Genomic DNA, 20,943 nt, shown 5'->3' on the forward strand with positions numbered 1-20,943 from the left:
GGCGGGTGAAGCGGTGCGGCATCTCGAAGGTATGCCGCAGTGTTCGCGGGTGCGCTCGTGGCGGCGCTTGTTGTCTGGCTGTGTGACTGTCTGGCTGTGTGGCGGAACTGCCTATTTTCAGCCTCTCCTTTTGCGATGCGCCGATGTCCGCTGTCACGATCTGCGAACGTCGAGCGAACGTTGAGCGAGCATTCATCGATCCATCCAGTAGCGCCGCTGCGTGTCGCGATAACGCTCGACCGTGAGCGCGGCGTCTGGCGCATGCGGGGCCTCGCGCGCGGCGAAATACGGATCGACAAGCACGCGCACCGCGCCGTCCGAATCGCTCCTGCCCAACTCGATGTGCCGCGCCGAATAGCGCGCCAGCACGCCCGCACTGGGATGATGAAACCGGTTGCGATAGCCTACCTGAAATAGCGCGATGAGCGGGTCGATAGAATCGAGGAACGGTTCAGTGGATGAGGTCTTGCTGCCATGATGTGGGACCACGAGCACCTCAGCGCGAAGCATCTCGCGATCGCGCGAAAGCAGCACGCGTTCGGACGGGGCCTCGATGTCTGCGGTTAGGAGCGCGGCGAGGGGCGTGGCTTGGGGTTGGGGGGTTGGTCCCGCGGTCGGTGCGCTGTTCGATGCGTTGGTCGATGCGCCGGTCGGTGCGTTGGTCGATGCGCCGGTCGGTGCTGTGTTTGATGCGCTGGTCGGTGCGCTGCGCACCGAGCTATCCGTATCACCCGTGCCATCCACGCCCGCACTCTCCGCAGCGCTGCGCACGGCACCACCCAATTCAGACGCAACCGCCAGTGGCAACGTGCTCACGCGCAGCACGCAGCAGTGCGCGTTCGGTTTGCCTTGCAGCGGCCCAGGGTCGGGCCAGAGCATCGCGAACTCGACGCCATCCCACTGCCAGCGCTGACCCGCCGCGCACGGCCATGTGTCTGCGCCGCGTTGCCGCGCGTTCGTCCATAGCGCGTTGGCAGGCGCGAGCGCGGCGACCATCTGACGAACCTCGATGGCATCCAGCACGGCCGGCGCGCCGCCCGAATGATCGGAATCGGCATGGCTGATGATCAATGTATCGAGCGCATTCACGCCATGCGCTCGCAAATACGGCACCACTACCCGCTCGCCGGCATGCGTCGATTCGGGCCCTGGTCCGGCATCGAACAGCAGCGCGTGATGCGCGGTCTCGACGAGCACCGACGTGCCCTGCCCCACATCGAGCGCGGTCAGCCGGAAGCTGCCGTGCGGCGGCCCGGACGGCGCGGGCACGACAAGCGGCAGCCAAGTCAGCGGCGCGGCCCAGCGCAACGGCCAGCCGCGCGGCGCAAGACACCAGAGCACGCCGGCCGCGGCGGCGGCGAGCGTCCATGCATTCGGCTGCGGCAGCCACCAGAGCACCCAACGCGGCCCGGACAGCCGTTGCAATCCCGCGATCATCACATCGAGCAACGCATGCGCGATGCGCCACGCGTAGGCATCGAGCGGCGCGGGCAACACGACGCCGGCCAGCACCGACGGCGTGACCAACACGCTCACCCACGGAATCGCGAACGCATTCGCGAGCGGCCCGATCAGCGGAATCTGCGCGAACCAGTAGACGGTCAACGGCGCGAGCGCGAGTGTGACAGCGAACTGGACATGGGCGGCGCCATGGAGCCGCTCGCCGAACGCGCGAATGCGCCGTGCAGCGGCAGTGCGAAAGCGGGGAAAGCGCAACGACCGCCACAAACCCGATGCCCGCGACGACGCCGCCAACACCCCGCCCGCCGCAACGCCATCGTCGTCGATCTCATCAAAATGCTGCTCACGGTCCCACACCCGCGGCCGCCCTGACGTCGCAAAAAGAATCGCCGCCACCGCGCAAAAGGACAGCCAGAATCCCGCCGACACCACTGCCCACGGATCGATCAGCACCACGAGCCCGAGGGCCCACGCGAGCACGGCCGAGCGCGGCACGTTGCGCCCGCTTACGTAGGCGAGCGCGACGACGCTTGCCATCCACAACGCGCGTTGCACGGGCACGTTGAAACCGGCCAGCGCCGCGTGCAGCGCGGCAAACAGCGCGCCGCCCGTCACCGCGACGATTTGCGCGGGAAGCCACAACGGCCAGTTGCGGCCGATCCATCCCGAGCGCCGCCAGAAAGCGCCCGCGAGCCAGGCGGCGATCCCCGCGGCAAAGCCGATATGCAAGCCCGAAATCGCCACGAGATGACTGGTGCCGGTGGCGCGCATCAGTTGCCAATCGGCGTCGCTGATCTCGTCCTGTGCGCCGATCGCCAACGCGACGACGATGCCGCGATGCGGCGCGCTGCCAAGCACCGCGTCGATTCGTGCCCGCAGCGCCGCGCGCCAGCGGTCCACGGTCACGCCGACACCGCGCGCGTCTGGCCGCAACCGCACCGCCTGCGCCGCCGCGCTGACGTAGCCGGTGGCGCGCACATTGCGCGCGAGCAGCGCAGCTTCCGCGTCGCGCAGACCGAAGTTCGCATTGCCGTGCGGCCGTTTCAGACGCACGCGCAAACGCCAGCGCGCGCCGGGCTGAAGCGGCGGCGGCGCTTCGTCCGCGATCCATGCAAGTTGAATGACGCGAGGAAAGATGACCGGCGTCGGCGGCAGCGGTCCCGCTTCGTGTGAGTCCACCGACTCGACATCGAACAGAAAACGCGCGCCGTTATCGTCGCGCGCAGGCAAGCCTTTGATGCTGCCGGTCACGTCGATGTCGCGGCCTTCCCACGCGGGCGGCAAGCTTGCCGCGAGCCGCACGTCGGCACGCCACGCGGCATAGCCGAAGCCCGCGCCCCAGGCCACACAACAGACCGCGCACCAACCCGCGAAAGAACGCCAGCGCCGCAAGGTCCAGTGTGCGACCGCGCTGTGCCCGTCCGACTGAATCTCCGCCCGCCGACGCAACCCCCAAATCGCAACAGCCGACGCCGCACAGGCCAACGACACCAGCAAGCACCCGCCTCTCCAACCCGGCAACTCAGCCTGCTGCTGCAGCCAGATCACACCCAACGCAAACCCACACCACCATGCACGCATCCGCCCTCCGCCCGCCATCCACCGGACGAAACAACGAACACCCGCTCACCGCGCGGCGCAACGCACAGGCATGCCGGGACGTGTGTCTCGCCCGGCGCGAACCACTCACGAACCACTCGAATCAATCGCTTCGATTATGCAGAGGAAAGTGCGAGCCGCGGCAGCGCGGCGAGCGCGTTAGCCGTTGTGCCTAGGGCGGTCTCGTCGACGGCCATGCCGCGCAATTGCGCGAGCCCCGCGCCGATGCCTGGAATCTGCTCGGGCGAGTTGCGCTGTTTGTAGATCCAGGAGGGTGGAATGTCGGGCGCGTCGGTCTCGACCACGAGCGCGTCGAACGGCAACTGTTCGGCGAGGCGCCGAATCTGCCGCGCGCGCTCGAACGTCAGATTGCCGCCGAAGCCGAGATGCATCCCCTGATCGATGTAGGCCTGCGCCTGCTGGAAGCTGCCGTTGAACGCATGCGCGATGCCGCGATGAATCTGGTGCCGGCGCAGTCCCTTGATCACCTGGTCCTGCGATTTGCGCACATGGCAGATCACCGGCAGATCGAATTCCCGCGCGATCTCAAGCTGGCCGTTGTAGAAGAATTGCTGCCGGGCGTCGTCGAGGCCGTCGACGAAATAGTCCAGACCGATCTCGCCGATGCCGACAAAGCGCGGATCGTCGAGACTCGCCTCGATTTCCGCGCGCAGCAGTTCGAGGTCGCCGTCCTGCGCGGAGGGCGTGAAGAGCGGATGAATCCCGAGCGCGTATGCGCCGCCTTCGAAGCGATGCGCCAGTTCGCGCACGGTCGCGAAGTTCTGCCGGCCGATGGCGGGAATCACGATACGCCCGACGCCCGCGCCTCGCGCCGCCGTCGCGACGTGCTCGCGATCGGCGTCGAATTCGGAAGCGTCGAGATGGCAGTGCGTATCGATCCACATGACTTGCCTCGCTAGCTGAGCAACTGAGTGAGCAAATGAGCCGCAGAGCAACAGAACGCTTTAAACGGAACGCGGCGCTGACTGGAACTAAGCGAACCTGGCAAACCCGTCCGCCACAACCCAACTCCGCACCGCACCGCCCCGCCCCGCCTCGCCGTCACACCGGCACGGGCGGCTCTTCGTATAGAACGCCGTCGCGCAGCCGCATGATGCGGTCGCACCGGCCCGCGAGTTCCGGATCGTGCGTGACGATCACGAAGCTCGTTTCGAGCGTTCGCGACAGTTCCAGCATCAGGTTGAAGACGGTATCCGCGGTGCCGCCGTCGAGGTTGCCCGTCGGTTCATCGGCGAGAACGCACGCCGGTTTCGTGACCAGCGCCCGCGCGATCGCCACACGCTGACGCTCGCCGCCCGACAGTTCGCCCGGCCGATGTTTCGCGCGATGCGCCATGCCGACGCGCTCCAGCACCGCGAGCGCCTCACGCCGCGACGCTTCGGTTGTCATGCGGCGAATTCGCAGCGGCATCGCGACGTTGTCGAGCGCGGAAAATTCCGGCAGCAAATGATGAAACTGATACACGAAGCCGAGCGCGCGATTGCGCAGGTCGTTGCGCTCGCGCTCGGAGAGTTTCGTGAACGGCTTGCCCATCACCGAGACGTGGCCCGCGCTCGGATCGTCGAGACCGCCGAGCACATGCAGCAGCGTGCTTTTGCCTGAACCGGACGCGCCGACAATCGCGAGTTTCTCGCCGCGCCGCACGCTCAACTGCGTGTTGTTCAGCACCTGGACATTCAGACCGCCCTGCACGAACGACTTCGAAATGCCGGTCGCTTCCAGCACGTAGGGATGCGGCGTCGTTTCCTGAGCGGTCATGGGTAAAGTTGCGGAACGGTCATTCATAGCGCAGCGCCTCCGCGGGACGGACTTTGGCGCCGCGCCAGCTCGGGTAAAGCGTGGCCACGGCCGACATCAGGAATGCAATGATGCCGATGCGCGCGACGTCGGCGGGAATCAGCTCGGACGGCAACTCGCTGATGAAATACACCGACGGCGGCAGGAACTGCACGCCGAACGCATGCTCGATCATCGGCACGAGCCACGGAATGCTCCACGCGATCAGGCAACCGAGCGCAACGCCGGTCGCCGTGCCGATAAAGCCGATCGTGACGCCCTGCACGACGAAAATCTTCATGATCGAACGCGGCTGCGCGCCGAGCGTGCGCAAGATTGCGATGTCGGCCTGCTTGTTGGTCACCGTCATCACCAGCGACGACACCAGATTGAACGCCGCCACCGCAATGATCAGCGTGAGGATGATGAACATCATGCGTTTTTCGATCTGCACCGCCGAGAACCAGGTCTTGTTCTGCTGGGTCCAGTCGCGGATATACAGGTCGCCGGAGAGGCTCCGCGCGAGCTGATGCGCGACTTCGGGCGCCCGCTGCATGTCGGCGAGGCGCAGCCGCACGCCGGTCGGCGCGGGCAGCCGGAACAGCGCCTGCGCGTCCTTGATGTTGATGAGCGCCAGCGTGCTGTCGTACTCGTAATGCCCGGACTCGAAGATGCCCACCACGGTGAACTGCTTCAGGCGCGGCAGCATGCCGGCAGGCGTGATGGTGCCTTCGGGCGCGACGAGGGTGATCTTGTCGTTGACGGCGACGCCCAGGTTGGTCGCGAGATCCGCGCCCAGCACGATGCCGAATTCGCCCGGCACGAGGTCCGTCAGCTTGCCGCCTTTCATTTCCTTGCCGATGTCCGAGACCTGCGGCTCGAGCGCCGGTTCGATGCCGCGCAGCGCGACGCCGCTCACGGCGTCCTGGCGTGTGAGCAGCGCCTGCGCTTCGACATAGGGCGCGGCGCCGATCACTTCCTTGTTCTGGCGCGCTTCCTGAGCGGTCAGTTGCCAGTTGGGCATCGACCCGGTCGGCGAGAAAATTTCGACGTGCGCGAGCACCGACAGCATCCGGTCGCGCACTTCTTTCTGGAAGCCGTTCATCACGGACAGCACGACGATCAGCGCGGCCACGCCGAGCGCGATGCCCGACATCGACACGAGCGCGATAAAGGAGATAAAACCGTTGCCGGTCGTGCGTTTGCCGGCGCGCGTGTAGCGCCAGCCGATCTGCCATTCATAGGGAAATTTCAAGCGAGTCCTTTTCTGCGTTCTTCGGCCACCGTTCTTCGGCCACTCTTGCCGCCGGGGCAGCCGCTGCCGTGCGGCTGCGGTTGCTTGCGATTGCCCGCGGTTGCGCATGGTTGCGTGGCCCGAGTGTCCTGATCATTGGTGTCGCGGCAATGCGGATGGTTCCAGTCTGGTCTGGCGGCGCAACTCCGCGCCAGACTCCACCCCATATCGCCGATGCCGCCACCGTCAATCAAGCGCGAAGTTTGCCATACAATGCCGCGCCGCCGCGTAAAGGGACGGGTGACGAGCGGCGGGTCGGTGAGGTCCGCGCGGTTGACCGGTTGCCGCAGTTGACGTGTCGCTGCGTGGACGCGTTGCCGGAGTTGACGCGTTCCCGCGGTGCGCCGTCTTGCGCGTTCACCGCCTTCGCCGCAAAGCGCCCTGCGGCGATCCCTCACGAGCCCGCCGCGGCGCAAATGCTCCCGCTGTCCGCCAGCCGCTCTACGCCCGCCCCAGCGCAAATGCTCCCGCCGTCCGCCAGCCGCTTCACGCCCTCCGCGACGCCAACGCCCACGCCCGCCATCCGCCGCGCCAATCGAAATCGCCGCACGCTTTGCCCTACAATGCGCAGCATCATGCACGCCAACCGCCTCCATCTTCTGCTTCCTTTCGCGCTGCCTGCCGCAGCCGATGCCGCCACTGCCCTCCACGACATCCGCAGCCCCGCCCTCGACCGGCTGATCGCGCGCGCGACGCTCGTGGAACGCGTGATCGGCGAGGATTTCCAGCGCACGCTGCCGCATGAACGGTGGATCGCTCGCCAGTTCGGCGCTTTATCGACCGGCGCGACGGGCGCGACGGGCGCGACTGGCGCCGCCGACGCCACCAATGCAAGCCCAGCCGCCGACGAAGCCCCGCTCGCCCCGTACATGCTGCGCGCCGACGGCGGCGATCCCGGCGACGCCACCTGGGCCTGCGTGCAGCCGGTGCACGTGCGCATCGCGCATGACCATCTGGTGCTGATCGATCCGGCGTCGCTCGAACTCTCGGACGAAGAAGCCAGCGCGCTGCTCGCGGTGGCGCGGCCGCTCATCGAAGAACTCGGCGTGCGAATCGAGGCGCCGAATCCCACGCGCTGGTATCTGTCCGGCGACGGCTTCGGCACGCTCGCCGGCGCGTCGCCGCTGCGCGCGAGCGGCCGCAACATCGAAATCTGGTTGCCGCACGAAGCGCATTCCGGCGAGCGCTCGCGCGCGTGGATGAAGCTGCAGAACGAAGTGCAGATGGCCTGGTTCGAGCATCCCGTCAACGAGGCGCGTGAAGCGCGCGGCCTGCCCGCCGTCAACTCCATCTGGTTTCATGCGCAAGGCGCGGCGCGTCCTGTGCAAAGCCCGTTCACGCAAGTTTTCTCCGACGCCGCCGCCACGCGCGGCCTCGCGATGACGGCCGGCGCGCCGGTCGCGGCACCGCCGGCGTCGTTCGCGGCGCTGGCGTCGTCGTCGTCGTCGCCGTTGGCTAAAGACGCCGGCAGCGACAACAACGCGACGCTCGTCGAGCTCGATCCGTTCTCGGCGCCTTACATCGAACAGGACTGGGCCCGCTGGAACGCGGCCTTCGCGGCGTTGCAGGACGACTGGATCGAACCGGCGCTCGCAGCGCTCGAATCGGGCGCGCTCGCTCAACTCGGCCTGACGCTATGCGGCGACACTGGCTCGGTGACGCTCAGCATCACACGTGGCGATCTGCGCAAGTTCTGGCGGCGGCGCGTGCTCGCATCGCTGTTCATCGAATGATCGACCGCACGATCTAACGTACCCACGCCCCTATCGACGCACCAACCGACGCCCCTTCACAATGACCCGAATCGTTACGCGCGCCTGTTCTCCCGTCGACGCCGAAATCCTCGTGCGCCACGGCCTGCATCCGGTGCTCGCGCGCCTCTATGCGGCGCGCGGCGTGTGCCTGCCCGACGAGCTCGAAACCGGCCTCGCGCGCCTCGTGCCGCCCGCCGCGCTCAAGGGTTGCGACGAGGCCGCCGCGCTGCTCGCCGACGCGATCCAGCAGAAGCGCCGCATGCTGGTCGTCGCCGATTACGATTGCGACGGCGCCACCGCCTGCGCAGTCGCGGTGCGCGGGCTGCGCATGTTCGGCGGCAAGATCGATTACCTCGTGCCGAACCGCTTCGAATACGGCTATGGGCTCACGCCCGAGATCGTCGCGCTGGCCGCGCAAAGCGCGTCGGGCAAGCCGGAACTGCTGATCACCGTCGATAACGGCATCGCGAGCGTGGACGGCGTGGAAGCGGCGAACGCGCTCGGCATCGACGTGCTCGTCACCGATCACCATCTGCCCGGCGACCAGTTGCCGGCCGCGCGCGCCATCGTCAATCCGAATCAGCCGGGCTGCGAGTTCCCGAGCAAGTGCATCGCGGGCGTCGGCGTGATGTTTTACGTGCTGCTCGCGTTGCGCGCGGAATTGCGCCGGCGCGGCGCGTTCGGCGACGGCTTTCCCGAGCCGCGCCTGGACGGCCTGCTCGATCTGGTCGCGCTCGGCACCGTCGCCGATGTCGTGAAGCTCGACGGCAATAACCGCGTGCTCGTCGCGCAAGGTTTGCAGCGCATCCGCAAAGGCAAGATGCAGCCGGGCATCGCCGCCCTCTTTCGCGCGGCCGCTCGCGACGCGCGCAACGCGTCGGGCTTCGACCTCGGCTTCGCGCTCGGCCCGCGGCTGAACGCGGCCGGACGGCTGTCGGACATGTCGCTCGGGATCGAATGCCTGACAACCGACGACATCGGCCGCGCATGGGAACTCGCGCAGCAGCTCGACACGATGAACCGCGAGCGGCGCGAGATCGAAGCCGGCATGCAGCAGCAGGCGCTCGACGACCTCTCGTCGATCGACCCCGACGGCGCGACCACCATCACGCTGTTCAATCCGGCGTGGCATCAGGGCGTGATCGGCATCGTCGCGGGACGGCTGAAGGAGAAGTTTCACCGGCCCGCGTTCACGTTCGCGCTTGCCGACGACAGCGGCCAGCTCGTCAAAGGCTCGGGGCGTTCTATCGCGGGCTTTCATCTGCGCGATGCACTCGATCTGATCTCGAAGCGCGAGCCCGGCATGATCGTCAAGTTCGGCGGCCACGCGATGGCCGCGGGCCTCACGCTCGCGACCGCCGACGTGCCGCGTTTCACGGCCGCGTTCGAAGCGGTCGGCCGCGAATGGCTGAGCGACGACGCGCTGTCGCGCACCGTCGAAACCGACGGCGAACTCGAGGACGCGTATTTCACGCCGCAATTCGTCGACATGCTCGACGCAGCCGTGTGGGGGCAGGGCTTTCCGGCGCCGGTGTTCTCGGGCGAATTCGACGTTGCCTCACAGGCGCTCGTGAAGGACAAGCACCTCAAGCTGCAACTGATGCGCGGCCGCCAGCGCTTCAACGCGATCTGGTTCAACCACACGGACACGCTGCCCGCGCGTACCACGGTCGCGTACCGGCTCGCGAGCGATACGTGGAACGGCGTGTCGCGCGTGCAGTTGATCGTCGAGCATGCGGTGAGCTAGCACGCTCGTCAACGAACTGCCGCGGCAGTGCACGCCCAACTCGCGCCCAACTCGCACACAGCACGCACCGCCCCGAAAATCTCCGCAAAATCAACCGCAAACACGCGCCGGATCGCCACGAGGCCTCCGGCGCGGCACGCCGATCGGCTATAATTTCCCCTTTTTACGAAGCCACAAAGATCGACATGGAAGCGGAACGTCTCAACGCGATCGAAGCCTCTCTGGCGGACCTGCGCACGCGCGCGGCCGACCTACGGGGGTATCTTTGACTACGACGACAAATCTCGTCGTCTGATCGAAGTCAACCGGGAACTCGAAGACCCGGACGTCTGGAACGACTCGAAACACGCCCAGGCGCTCGGCCGGGAAAAGAAGCTGCTCGACGACACGGTCGGCAAACTCACCTCGCTGCACAACGACTTGCGCGACGCGCAAGACCTGTTCGAGATGGCGCGTGAAGAAGGCGACGACGAAACGCTCGTCGCCTGCGAAGCGGACGCGCAAGCGCTCGAGCAGCGCGTGGCCGACATGGAATTTCGCCGCATGTTCGCGAACCCCGCCGACCCGAACAACGCGTTCCTGGACATCCAGGCCGGCGCGGGCGGCACCGAGGCGTGCGACTGGGCCGCCATGCTGCTGCGCCAGTACCTGCGCTATTGCGAACGCAAGGGCTTCAAGACGGAAGTGCTCGAGCAGACCGACGGCGACGTCGCGGGCATCAAGAACGCCACCATCAAGATCGAAGGCGAATACGCGTACGGCTTTTTGCGCACCGAAACCGGCGTGCACCGCCTCGTGCGTAAATCGCCGTTCGATTCTTCGGGCGGGCGTCATACGTCGTTCTCGTCGGTGTTCGTGTATCCGGAAGTCGACGATTCGATCGAAGTGGACATCAACCCGGCCGATCTGCGGATCGACACGTACCGCGCGTCCGGCGCGGGCGGTCAGCACATCAACAAGACCGATTCCGCGGTGCGTATCACGCACATGCCGTCGGGCATCGTCGTGCAATGCCAGAACGACCGCTCGCAGCACCGCAACCGCGCGGAAGCCATGGCCATGCTGAAATCGCGCCTGTACGAAGCGGAAATCCGCAAGCGTCAGGCCGAGCAGGACAAGCTCGAAGCCGGCAAGACCGATGTGGGCTGGGGTCATCAGATCCGCTCGTATGTGCTGGACAACAGCCGCATCAAGGATCTGCGCACCAACGTCGAAATCAGCAATACGAAGAGCGTGCTCGACGGCGATCTCGATCCGTTTATCAGCGCAAGCCTGAAGCAAGGCGTCTAAGCGACAACCGGCGCGGCACGCACAGCCGCGCCGCCTCTTTTTATTGCCTGAGGTTTTTCACCGACTGGCTGTTCGCAAGCGGCTCGACCCACGCGGACCACGAACACCAAGACCATCATGAACGAACCGATCCAACCGAACCTCGTGCCCGAGGTGGACGCCAACAAGATCATCGCGGAGCGCCGCGAAAAGCTGCGCGAATTGCGCGAGCAAGGCGTCGCCTATCCGAACGATTTCCGTCCCACGCATCACGCCGAAGATCTGCAGGCGCAGTTCGAGCACACCGACAAGGAAGCGCTCGAAGCGAATCCGCTCGAAGTCGCGATCGCCGGCCGCATGATGCTCAAGCGCGTGATGGGCAAGGCGAGCTTTGCGACCGTGCGCGACGGCTCGGGTCAGATCCAGTTCTTCATCACGCCGGCCGATGTCGGCCAGGAAACGTACGACGCCTTCAAGAAGTGGGACATGGGCGACATCGTCGCGGCGCGCGGCGTGCTGTTCCGCACGAACAAGGGCGAGCTGTCGGTGCGCTGTACCGAACTGCGTTTGCTGTCGAAGTCGCTGCGTCCGCTGCCCGACAAGTTCCATGGCCTGTCGGACCAGGAAATGAAGTATCGGCAGCGCTACGTCGATCTGATCGTCACGCCGGAAACGCGCAAGACGTTCGTCGCGCGAACCAGGGCGATTTCGTCGATCCGTAAATTCATGGCGGATGCCGGCTTCATGGAAGTCGAAACGCCGATGCTCCACCCTATTCCCGGCGGCGCGGCGGCCAAGCCGTTCACCACGCATCACAACGCGCTCGACATGCAGATGTTCCTGCGCATCGCACCCGAGCTGTATCTGAAGCGTCTCGTGGTCGGCGGCTTCGAGCGCGTGTTCGAGGTCAACCGGAATTTCCGTAACGAGGGCGTGTCCGTGCGCCACAATCCGGAATTCACGATGATCGAGTTCTACGCGGCCTACACCGACTACAAGTGGGTGATGGATTTCACCGAGCAGTTGATCCGCCAGGCCGCCATCGACGCACTGGGTACGGCCACCATCACGTACCAGGGGCGCGAGCTGGATCTGGCCAAGCCGTTCCACCGTTTGACAATCACGCAGGCCATCCAGAAATACGCGCCGCAATACACGAACGAGCAGCTCGCCGACAGCGCGTTTTTGCGCACCGAGTTGAAGAAGTTCGGCGTGGATGCGTCGCAGCCGCAGTTCCTGAACGCGGGCGTGGGTTCGCTGCAACTCGCGCTCTTCGAGGAAACCGCCGAGTCGCAGTTGTGGGAGCCGACGTACATCATCGACTATCCGCTCGAAGTGTCGCCGCTCGCGCGCGCGTCGGACAAGGTCGAGGGCATTACGGAGCGCTTCGAGCTCTTCATTACCGGCCGCGAGATCGCCAATGGCTTCTCGGAGCTGAACGATCCGGAAGACCAGGCCGTGCGCTTCAGGAAGCAGGTCGACCAGAAAGACGCCGGCGACGAAGAAGCGATGTTCTACGACGCGGACTATATCCGCGCGCTCGAATACGGCATGCCGCCGGCGGGCGGCTGCGGCATCGGCATCGACCGTCTGGTGATGATGCTGACCGACAGCCCGAGCATCCGCGATGTCATTCTGTTCCCGCATCTGCGTCGCGAGGACTGAGGACCGCGGTTTTTGCTTGCGGTTGATTTGTGGAAACGCCCGGCTGGATGTCGGGCGTTTTCTTTTGCGCACGCTGCATGAGACGCCGTTTGTAACGATAGGTAAAAGCCCCGCTGCCCACAGCCGTCGCACGACGGCTTTCCGGCAAATCGTTACAATTCGAAACGCCTCGGGGATCGAATTCCGCGAGACTGGGTCTCACTAGAAGTCACTCTGCCGAAGACGGAGGTCAAGATGGACAAGCCCAACACGCAACCCGCCACACAAGCTGCCCCGCCGGCGCCGCCGACTCAGCGGCGGCTTCATCCGCTCGTCGCGACTGCCGCGGGCGCGGTGATCATCGCGAGCCTCGTCGCCACGGCGGCCGTCACCGGCATGTTCCCGAAGGCGTCGAGCAACGGCGAGCCGACGAATCAGACGCAAGCGGCGCAGGTTGTGCCGCAAAGCGCGCAGCAACAGCAACCTGTGGTCGATTCGGCGGCGCCGGCGAATCCGGCTGCGCAGCAGCCAGCGCAGACCGCCGCCGCACAGCCCGCCGAGCCGCAACGCGCACCCGCACCCGCGCAGCAGCAATACGCCCAACAGCAACCCGCGCCGCAACCACAGGCCGAGCCCGCGCCTCAATACGCTCAGCCACAGCAGCCTGTACAGCAGGCGCATTGCTCGACGTGCGGCACGGTGGTCGCGATCTCCGCGGCGCGTCAGGAAGGACACGGCACCGGCATCGGCGCAGTCGGCGGTGCAGTGGCCGGCGGCGTGGTCGGCAACCAGTTCGGCAGCGGCAACGGCCGCACCGCGATGACGCTGCTCGGCGCGCTCGGCGGCGGGCTCGCCGGCAACTCGGTCGAAAAACATATCCGCAGCACGACGTCGTATTCCGTGCGGGTACGGATGGAAAACGGCAAGACGCGCTACTTCACGTATCACGAAGCGCCGCCCTTCCAGCAAGGTCAGCGCGTTCGCGTGCAAAACGGCACGCTCGTCGCGGACTAAACGCGGACTAAACTCCGCGGCGCTTAAACCTCACACGCACACGAAGTCAGCGCGCATAAAAAAGGCGATTCCAATGATGGAATCGCCTTTTTCCTTCCTGCCTCGGCATCGGCCGAAACCGCTTCGCAACCTCAGTAATCCGCGTCTTCAATCCATGCAGCCTGAATCGCCTCGAGAATTTTTTCGTTCGACCGGTTCGGGTCGTCGTCGAATCCTTCCAGCTCCGTGACCCAGCGATGCAGGTCGGTGAAGCGCACCTGCTGCGGATCGACGTTCTGATGCTTGTCGGTCAGGGCCATCGCGATGTCTTGCGTATCGGTCCACTTCATGGCTGCGTCCTCCTGTTAGTGGTTTTCCTTCGCGTGATTGATCGAGTAACGCGGGATTTCAACGACCAGGTCCTGCTCGGCCGGCACGATCGCCTGGCACGACAGACGCGAAGCCGGCTCGAGCCCCCACGCCTTGTCCAACAGATCGTCCTCGTCTTCCTCGGACGGCGTCAAGGCGGCGAAACCCTCACGCACGATCACGTGACAGGTCGTGCACGCGCACGACTTCTCGCAGGCATGCTCGATTTCGATGCCGTTATCGAGCAGGTTGTCGCAAATGCTCTTGCCGGGCACGGCTTCGATCACCGCGCCTTCCGGGCACAGTTCGACGTGAGGCAGCACAACGATTTGAGGCATACATTTTCCGTTTGGGTCTGAGGCGCGGCCTCAAACAGGCTTCGCACCATTTTACTGGCGACGCGCGGAGTTTTTAAGTCCGCGTGTCTTTAAGTCCATCGCGCTCATGGGTTTGCAGCGGCGAACCGCGGCTGGCCACGTGAGCGCAGCAAGCGTCAGATCTCGTCGAGCTTGCGGCCGGCGAGCGCGCGGCGAATGCCTTTGTTCATGCGGCGGGCGGCGAATTCGTCGGTGCCTTCGGCGAGCTTTTTCGTCGCCGCTTCGATTGCGTCGACGTCGTCGCTCTGCGCCACGTCGCGCAAGCCGTTCAGGAGCGCGTCGAGTTCCGCGCGTTCGCTGTCGTCGAGCAGTTCGGCGTCGGCGGCGAGCGCCGCGCCGGTTGCTTCGATCAAACGCCGCGCCTCGACTTGCGCCTCGCGCAGCGCGCGGGCGCGCATGTCGACTTCGGCGGTCGAGAAGCTGTCCTCCAGCATGCGCGCGATGTCGTCGTCGGCGAGACCGTACGACGGCTTCACGACCACCGACGCCTCCACGCCCGAGCCCAGCTCGCGCGCGAACACGGACAAGAGGCCGTCCGCATCCACCTGATACGTCACGCGGATGCGCGCGGCGCCCGCCGCCATCGGCGGAATGCCGCGCAGCTCGAAGCGCGCGAGCGAGCGGCAGTCGCTGACGAGCTCGCGCTCGCCTTGCACGACGTGGATCGCCATCGCGGTCTGGCCGTCCTTGAAGGTCGTGAAATCCTGCGCGCGCGCGACCGGAATCGTCGAATTGCGCGGGATGATTTTCTCGGTCAGCCCGCCCATCGTCTCGACGCCGAGCGACAGCGGAATCACGTCGAGCAGCAGCCAGTCGTCGCCGTCCGCGCCCCGGTTGCCCGCGAGCAGATCGGCCTGGATCGCCGCGCCGAGCGCGACGACCTGGTCCGGGTTGAGATTGGTCAGCGGCGGCTGGCCGAAGAACGCTTCGACCGCGCGGCGAATCACCGGCATGCGGGTCGCGCCGCCCACCAGCACGACGCCCTTGATGTCCTTCGTCGCGACTTTTGCGTCACGCAGCGCTTTCTTGGTCGGGCCGAGCGTGCGTTGCACGAGCGACTGTGTGATGGCCTCGAAAGTAGCCTCGCCGATCGTCAGATCGATCCTGGTGCCGTTCGAAAGCGTCGCGGCGAGGGTTGCCTCAGGCGCGTCCGACAACGCCTCCTTGGTCGTGCGCACGCTGTCGAGCAGCAGCCGCACATCTTCCGGCGCGAGCGATTGCGGCGCGATGCCGGCCTGCTGCAGCACATGGCGATAGAGCGCGTGGTCGAAATCGTCGCCACCGAGCGCGGAGTCGCCGCCCGCCGCCAGCACTTCGAACACGCCTTTCGTGAGCTTCAGAATCGACAGGTCGAAGGTGCCGCCGCCGAGGTCGTAGACCGCGTACAGGCCTTCGGAGCCGTTGTCGAGGCCGTAGGCGATTGCGGCCGCCGTCGGTTCGTTCAGCAGGCGCAGCACGTTCAGGCCGGCGAGGCGCGCGGCGTCTTTCGTGGCCTGGCGCTGCGCCTCGTCGAAATAGGCCGGCACCGTGATGACCGCGCCGACGAGTTCGTCGCCGAGCGTGTCTTCCGCACGCTGGCGCAGCGTCGCGAGAATTTCCGCCGACACTTCGACGGGGCTCTTCACGCCGTCGACGGTGCGAATCTGCACCATGCCGGGCGCGTCGATGAAATCGTACGGCGCGTTTTCGGCGCCCTCGACTTCCGCCTTGCCGCGGCCCATGAAGCGCTTGACGGAGACGATCGTGTTGCGCGGATCGGTCGCCGCCTCGGCCTTGGCCGCGCGGCCGATGCGCCGGCCGCCCTTCTCGAGGTAGCGCACGACAGAGGGCAGCAACACGTGGCCATCTTCGTCAGGCAGCACGTCGGGCACGCCGCTGCGCACGGCGGCGACGAGAGAATTGGTCGTGCCGAGATCGATACCGACCGCCAGACGCCGCTGATGGGGCGCCGGCGCCATGCCGGGTTCGGAGATTTGCAGTAAGGCCATCTGGATCTTCTCGGAGCCGCGAAGCCCCGTCCTGAATTTTGCGTTGCTGGATGTAGTGCCAAAGCCGCGTCAGCGCCGATGCGATGCGACGCGCTGAACGAGGCTAGCTCTCGAGCCGCTCGATCTGCGAGCCGGTTTCCGACGCCACCCGTTCGATGAACATCAACTGCCGCACCGCCTCGCCCGCCGCCTGGTCCGCGCCGCTGTCGAGCAATGCGCCGAGCTTGTCGAAACGCACGCGCTCTTCGTCGCGCAATTCGCCGAGCAGCGCATCGAGCGCGTCGACGTTCTTCGCCGCGGCGGCGTCTTCGATCGCTTCGCGCCATTCCATCTGCTGCATCAGAAACGCCGGCTCCATCGCCGTGTTGTCGTGCGCGCCGATGTCGATGCCGCGCAGATGCAACAGATACGTCGCGCGCTTGAGCGGATCGCGCAGCGTCTGATACGCCTCGTTCGCGCGCGTCGCCCATTGCATCGCGATGCGCTTTTGCGCGTCGCCGGCCGCCGCGAAGCGGTCCGGATGCACTTGCGCCTGCACCGTGCGATACGCGTGATCGAGCGCGGCGGGATCGAGCGCAAATTGCGCCGGAAGACCAAAGAGGTCGAAGTGGCTATCGTTCAGCGAGGCCATCGGATAGAAGTTTCCGTTCATTCAAAGGAGCGCATGCAAAGCGCAGTCCCGCGGTGCGATCGTGCGATTGTGCGATCTTGCGAAGCAAACTAAAAAGGCGGCCCGCGCCGCCTTTGGTCCGCTCCACGCGGAAGTTCCGGTTATACGCGGAACGACTCGCCGCAACCGCACTCGTCCTTCACGTTCGGATTGTTGAACTTGAAGCCTTCATTCAGGCCTTCGCGCGCGAAATCGAGCTCGGTTCCGTCGATATAAGCGAGGCTCTTCGGGTCGACAATGATCTTCACGCCGTTGCATTCGAATACCTCGTCTTCGGGCGCGAGTTCGTCCACATACTCCAGCTTGTAGGCCAAGCCGGAGCAGCCGGTGGTGCGCACGCCCAGACGCAGGCCCACGCCTTTACCACGACGGATCAGATACTTCTGCACGTGCTGTGCTGCCTTTTCGGTCAACGTAATTGCCATAGCGTTTCTCATTGCGCGGTGCGTGCCGACGCCCCGCTGCCCTGCCTGCATCAAATATCGCTCATGCGTGACGGCGCCAACCCACCGCGCCGTTCGCTTCAACTCGCCCGATCGCTTTCGAACTCGTGGCTTCAGGCGTGCTGCTGGTCGCCTTCCACTACTGCTGCTTCGCCGTGACGTTGCTTGTAGTCGGCGACCGCTGCCTTGATCGCGTCTTCCGCGAGAATCGAGCAGTGGATTTTCACCGGCGGCAACGCGAGTTCTTCGGCGATCTGCGTGTTCTTGATCGACATAGCCTGATCGAGCGTCTTGCCCTTCACCCACTCGGTGACGAGCGAGCTCGACGCGATCGCCGAACCGCAGCCGTACGTCTTGAACTTCGCGTCTTCGATGATGCCGTCCGCGCCCACGCGGATCTGCAGCTTCATCACGTCGCCGCATGCGGGTGCGCCGACCATGCCGGTGCCGACCGCGTCGTCGTCCTTCGAGAACGAGCCGACGTTGCGCGGGTTTTCGTAGTGGTCCAGAACCTTGTCGCTATAAGCCATGATTACACTCCTTGATTCGTTTCAATCTGCGTGTTCGTAAATTGCGCGGTGAACTGCGCGGTAAGTTGCGCGATCGTTTCGACTAGCCGGCGCGTCAGTGCGCTGCCCACTGAATCGTCGAAATATCAATGCCGTCCTGGTGCATTTCCCACAGCGGCGACAGATCGCGCAGCTTCGCAATTTTCGTCTTCAGCAGATTGATCACGTAGTCCACGTCCTGCTCGGTCGTGAAGCGGCCCACCGTGAAGCGGATCGAGCTGTGCGCGAGTTCGTCGTTACGGCCAAGCGCGCGCAACACGTACGACGGTTCCAGCGAAGCCGACGTGCACGCCGAACCCGACGACACCGCCACGTCTTTCACCGCCATGATCAGCGATTCGCCTTCGACGAAATTAAAGCTGATGTTCAGGTTGTGCGGCACACGCTTTTCCATGTCGCCGTTCACATAGACTTCGTCGATCTCCGACAGCCCGCGCAGCAAACGGTCGCGCAGCATGCGAATGCGCTCGTTTTCCGTTGCCATTTCCTCGCGCGCGATGCGGAACGCCTCGCCCATGCCGACGATCTGATGCGTAGCCAGCGTGCCCGAACGCATGCCGCGCTCGTGACCGCCGCCGTGCATCTGCGCCTCGATACGCACGCGCGGCTTGCGGCGCACGTACAGCGCGCCGATGCCCTTCGGACCATACGTCTTGTGCGCCGAGAAGGACATGAGGTCGACCTTCAGTTTTTGCAAATCGATATCGATCTTGCCGGTGGCTTGCGCGGCGTCCACGTGAAAAATAATGCCTTTTTCACGGGTGATTTCGCCGATTGCCTCGATGTCCTGAATCACGCCGATCTCGTTGTTCACCGACATCACCGACACGAGAATCGTGTCCGGGCGAAGCGCGGCCTTGAACTTCTCGAGGTCGATCAGACCGTCGTCCTGCACATCCAGATACGTGACTTCGAAGCCTTCACGCTCCAGCTCGCGGCAGGTGTCCAGCACGGCCTTGTGCTCGGTCTTCACCGTGATGATGTGCTTGCCCTTGCTCTTGTAGAAGTGCGCGGCGCCCTTGATCGCGAGGTTGTCCGACTCGGTTGCGCCCGAGGTCCAGATGATTTCGCGCGGATCGGCATTGACGAGCGCGGCGACGTTTTCGCGCGCTTCTTCGACCGCGCGCTCAGCCGTCCAGCCATACGAATGGCTACGCGACGCGGGGTTGCCGAACTGCTCGCGCAGATACGGAATCATCTTGTCCACCACGCGCGGATCGACCGGGGTCGTGGCGCTGTAGTCCATGTAAATGGGCAGGTGGGGAATCTCGTTGTTCATGTATCGCTCCGGGGACGTCGTGTGCTCTGGCTTCTGAATTCGTGATCGCGCTGCGGTATGCCGCGCCGCGTCTTACGAACCGGCCATGTTGAAAACGGAATTAGGACCTTTGGGCGCCACGCGAACGGGCTCGACCGCCGGCGCCTCACTGCGCCTGTCGCGCAGAACGGCCGGCGCGCCTTCGCGCGAACGTTGCTGATCGACCAGATCTTTCAGCGAGACCGAATCCAGGTACTCGACCATTTTCTGGTTCAGCGTGGACCACAGCTCATGCGTCATGCAATGGCCGTCGTGCTGCTTGGTGCCCTCGCACGAGCCCTTGCCGCCGCATTGGGTGGCGTCGAGCGGCTCGTCCACCGCGATGATGATGTCGGCCACGGTCACGTCTTCGGCGCGGCGCGCGAGATTGTAGCCGCCGCCCGGCCCGCGCACGGACTCGACGATTTCATGACGACGCAGCTTGCCAAACAGCTGCTCGAGGTACGACAGGGAGATATGCTGGCGCTGGCTGATACCTGCAAGCGTCACCGGGCCCTGCTCCTGGCGTAAAGCCAGGTCGATCATCGCCGTGACGGCGAAACGGCCTTTCGTGGTGAGTCTCATATGTATGGGGAACCGCTATTCTCGACAAGTTTTGTCAAGTATAAATACATGACCGATTTAGTCAAGTATCCCTCCTGGGATGTGGGTCATTACTTAATTGCTCGCGCGCTTTTCCCAGCGACGCCGCGAGCTAATCGATCAATTGGGGACGCAATGCGGCGATGAGCCCGCGGCAAGCCGCCTCGCATTGATCCAGCACCTGCTCGAAACCTTCCGCGCCGCCGAAATACGGATCGACGACTTCGCGCGAACCGCTCCAGCGAGCGTCGCTTTCGGGCACGAATTCCATCAGCAGGCGAATCTTGTCCTGCTGGTCCGGCGGACACACCTGGCGCAGCGCGGCGACGTTCTTGTCGTCCATTGCGATCAGCAGGTCGAAGCGGTCGAAGTCGATGTCCGCTATCTGCCGCCCACGCAGTGCCGCGAGGTCGTAGCCGCGGCCGCGCGCGGCGTGCTGCGCGCGCTCGTCCGGCGGCTGGCCGATGTGCCAGTCGCCCGTGCCGGCGGAGTCGAGCAAAATGCGCCCACCGAGTTTCGCCTCGTCGACGAGACGGCGCATCACGGCTTCCGCGGTCGGCGAACGACAGATGTTCCCGAGGCAGACAAAGCAGATGGACACAGTTTTCATCGGAGGCTTCTTTTGCGCTTTTCGGCGCGGTGAGGTGCGAATGGCGGCAAATACGCCGCGACGCGACGCCCGCCGCGCGGTGCCGCGATTATACAAAGGCGCACGAAATTGCGCCGCGGACGCCGCCCGGCATTGCTTCGGCCGCTCGCGGGCTCAGGTTCGAGTTCAGGACGCCTGCGCCAGAGGCAGCGTGGTCACGGTGCGCAACGGCTTGACCGGCGCGGACGACGCGTCGTCGATCATGCCGTAGGACGCCGCCCGCGCCAGTTCGGCGGTCAATTGGTCTGCCGCCAACGGCGCCTGCGAGCCGCGCGCGGACAGATCGCCGCAAATGTGCAGATACGCCACGGCCGCTAACCCGACGACCAGTGCGAGAGGCCAGTACACCGCTATTGTCTTTTTCATGATGTCGTTCTTCCAGAGGAGGGCTAGCTAAGCTCATCGCTTACTATGCCCATG

19 protein-coding genes are annotated in these 20,943 nt (G+C 65.1%); 5 read left to right on the forward strand and 14 right to left on the reverse strand.

The annotated features are described in order from the left end of the window. Positions 1-192 precede the first annotated feature (192 nt). The 4 genes from CUJ91_RS11570 to CUJ91_RS11585 all read right to left on the reverse strand — a co-directional run bounded on the left by CUJ91_RS11570 (position 193) and on the right by CUJ91_RS11585 (position 6,112). Positions 193-3,042 carry a ComEC/Rec2 family competence protein gene (locus CUJ91_RS11570; protein ID WP_114156233.1) on the reverse strand — a complete coding sequence of 950 codons (2,850 nt, stop codon included), beginning with the start codon at positions 3,040-3,042 and terminating at the stop codon, positions 193-195. A 134-nt stretch (positions 3,043-3,176) separates the two neighbouring features. Next, the gene (locus CUJ91_RS11575) at positions 3,177-3,965 is read right to left on the reverse strand and encodes a TatD family hydrolase (protein ID WP_029967474.1); all 789 of its coding nucleotides are present in this window, start codon (positions 3,963-3,965) and stop codon (positions 3,177-3,179) included. 157 nt (positions 3,966-4,122) lie between these two features. Continuing rightward, complete coding sequence (gene lolD / locus CUJ91_RS11580; protein ID WP_029967476.1) at positions 4,123-4,866, reverse strand: lipoprotein-releasing ABC transporter ATP-binding protein LolD; 744 nt, start codon at positions 4,864-4,866, stop codon at positions 4,123-4,125. Then, positions 4,859-6,112 carry a lipoprotein-releasing ABC transporter permease subunit gene (locus tag CUJ91_RS11585; protein ID WP_006051283.1) on the reverse strand — a complete coding sequence of 418 codons (1,254 nt, stop codon included), beginning with the start codon at positions 6,110-6,112 and terminating at the stop codon, positions 4,859-4,861. Before CUJ91_RS11585 ends, lolD begins: the two co-directional genes overlap by 8 nt. A gap of 602 nt (positions 6,113-6,714) precedes the next feature. On the opposite strand from CUJ91_RS11585, the gene CUJ91_RS11590 reads away from it, so the two are divergent. The 5 genes from CUJ91_RS11590 (at position 6,715) to CUJ91_RS11610 (ending at position 13,579) form a co-directional block, all read left to right on the forward strand. Next, positions 6,715-7,884 carry a regulator gene (locus tag CUJ91_RS11590; protein WP_114156234.1) on the forward strand — a complete coding sequence of 390 codons (1,170 nt, stop codon included), beginning with the start codon at positions 6,715-6,717 and terminating at the stop codon, positions 7,882-7,884. 61 nt (positions 7,885-7,945) lie between these two features. Further along, the gene (gene recJ, locus CUJ91_RS11595; protein ID WP_114156235.1) at positions 7,946-9,652 is read left to right on the forward strand and encodes a single-stranded-DNA-specific exonuclease RecJ; all 1,707 of its coding nucleotides are present in this window, start codon (positions 7,946-7,948) and stop codon (positions 9,650-9,652) included. Positions 9,653-9,837: 185 nt separating this feature from the next. Next, positions 9,838-10,942 (forward strand): peptide chain release factor 2 gene (prfB, locus tag CUJ91_RS11600; protein WP_107706556.1). Its coding sequence is split into 2 segments (ribosomal slippage): positions 9,838-9,918 and positions 9,920-10,942, totalling 1,104 coding nucleotides; the frame shifts between segments, so codons are not numbered across the junction. Between the two features lie 117 nt (positions 10,943-11,059). Further along, on the forward strand, positions 11,060-12,586 hold the full coding sequence (gene lysS, locus CUJ91_RS11605; RefSeq protein WP_114156236.1) for a lysine--tRNA ligase: 1,527 nt from the start codon (positions 11,060-11,062) through the stop codon (positions 12,584-12,586). Positions 12,587-12,820: 234 nt separating this feature from the next. Continuing rightward, the gene (locus CUJ91_RS11610; protein ID WP_114156237.1) at positions 12,821-13,579 is read left to right on the forward strand and encodes a glycine zipper 2TM domain-containing protein; all 759 of its coding nucleotides are present in this window, start codon (positions 12,821-12,823) and stop codon (positions 13,577-13,579) included. A 131-nt stretch (positions 13,580-13,710) separates the two neighbouring features. Here CUJ91_RS11610 and iscX read toward each other — a convergent pair whose 3' ends face one another. From iscX to CUJ91_RS11660, 10 genes are all read right to left on the reverse strand, one after another. Next, positions 13,711-13,908 carry a Fe-S cluster assembly protein IscX gene (gene iscX, locus CUJ91_RS11615; protein WP_006051276.1) on the reverse strand — a complete coding sequence of 66 codons (198 nt, stop codon included), beginning with the start codon at positions 13,906-13,908 and terminating at the stop codon, positions 13,711-13,713. 15 nt (positions 13,909-13,923) lie between these two features. Further along, positions 13,924-14,265 (reverse strand): ISC system 2Fe-2S type ferredoxin, encoded by a 342-nt coding sequence (gene fdx / locus CUJ91_RS11620; protein ID WP_006051275.1) that lies wholly within the window; start codon positions 14,263-14,265, stop codon positions 13,924-13,926. A 155-nt stretch (positions 14,266-14,420) separates the two neighbouring features. Further along, entirely contained in the window at positions 14,421-16,292 is a 1,872-nt protein-coding gene (gene hscA / locus CUJ91_RS11625) for a Fe-S protein assembly chaperone HscA (RefSeq protein ID WP_029967486.1), read from the reverse strand. Between the two features lie 103 nt (positions 16,293-16,395). After that, complete coding sequence (hscB, locus tag CUJ91_RS11630; protein WP_029967488.1) at positions 16,396-16,923, reverse strand: Fe-S protein assembly co-chaperone HscB; 528 nt, start codon at positions 16,921-16,923, stop codon at positions 16,396-16,398. 140 nt (positions 16,924-17,063) lie between these two features. After that, positions 17,064-17,387 (reverse strand): iron-sulfur cluster assembly protein IscA, encoded by a 324-nt coding sequence (iscA, locus tag CUJ91_RS11635; protein ID WP_029967490.1) that lies wholly within the window; start codon positions 17,385-17,387, stop codon positions 17,064-17,066. Positions 17,388-17,518: 131 nt separating this feature from the next. Beyond that, positions 17,519-17,935, reverse strand: coding sequence for a Fe-S cluster assembly scaffold IscU (gene iscU, locus CUJ91_RS11640; RefSeq protein ID WP_006051271.1), 417 nt, complete (start codon positions 17,933-17,935; stop codon positions 17,519-17,521). Between the two features lie 94 nt (positions 17,936-18,029). Beyond that, on the reverse strand, positions 18,030-19,253 hold the full coding sequence (locus CUJ91_RS11645; RefSeq protein ID WP_006051270.1) for an IscS subfamily cysteine desulfurase: 1,224 nt from the start codon (positions 19,251-19,253) through the stop codon (positions 18,030-18,032). Positions 19,254-19,325: 72 nt separating this feature from the next. Further along, positions 19,326-19,856, reverse strand: a complete 531-nt coding sequence (gene iscR, locus CUJ91_RS11650; protein WP_006051269.1) for a Fe-S cluster assembly transcriptional regulator IscR — start codon at positions 19,854-19,856, stop codon at positions 19,326-19,328. A gap of 130 nt (positions 19,857-19,986) precedes the next feature. Beyond that, a complete protein-coding gene (locus tag CUJ91_RS11655) occupies positions 19,987-20,484 on the reverse strand; it encodes a low molecular weight protein-tyrosine-phosphatase (RefSeq protein ID WP_053859064.1) in 498 nt (165 codons plus the stop codon). Positions 20,485-20,649: 165 nt separating this feature from the next. Beyond that, positions 20,650-20,889 (reverse strand): hypothetical protein, encoded by a 240-nt coding sequence (locus CUJ91_RS11660; RefSeq protein WP_114156238.1) that lies wholly within the window; start codon positions 20,887-20,889, stop codon positions 20,650-20,652. Between the last annotated feature and the right edge of the window lie 54 nt (positions 20,890-20,943).

Origin of the sequence: Paraburkholderia graminis, assembly GCF_003330785.1 — a bacterium.
Lineage (GTDB): Bacteria > Pseudomonadota > Gammaproteobacteria > Burkholderiales > Burkholderiaceae > Paraburkholderia > Paraburkholderia graminis.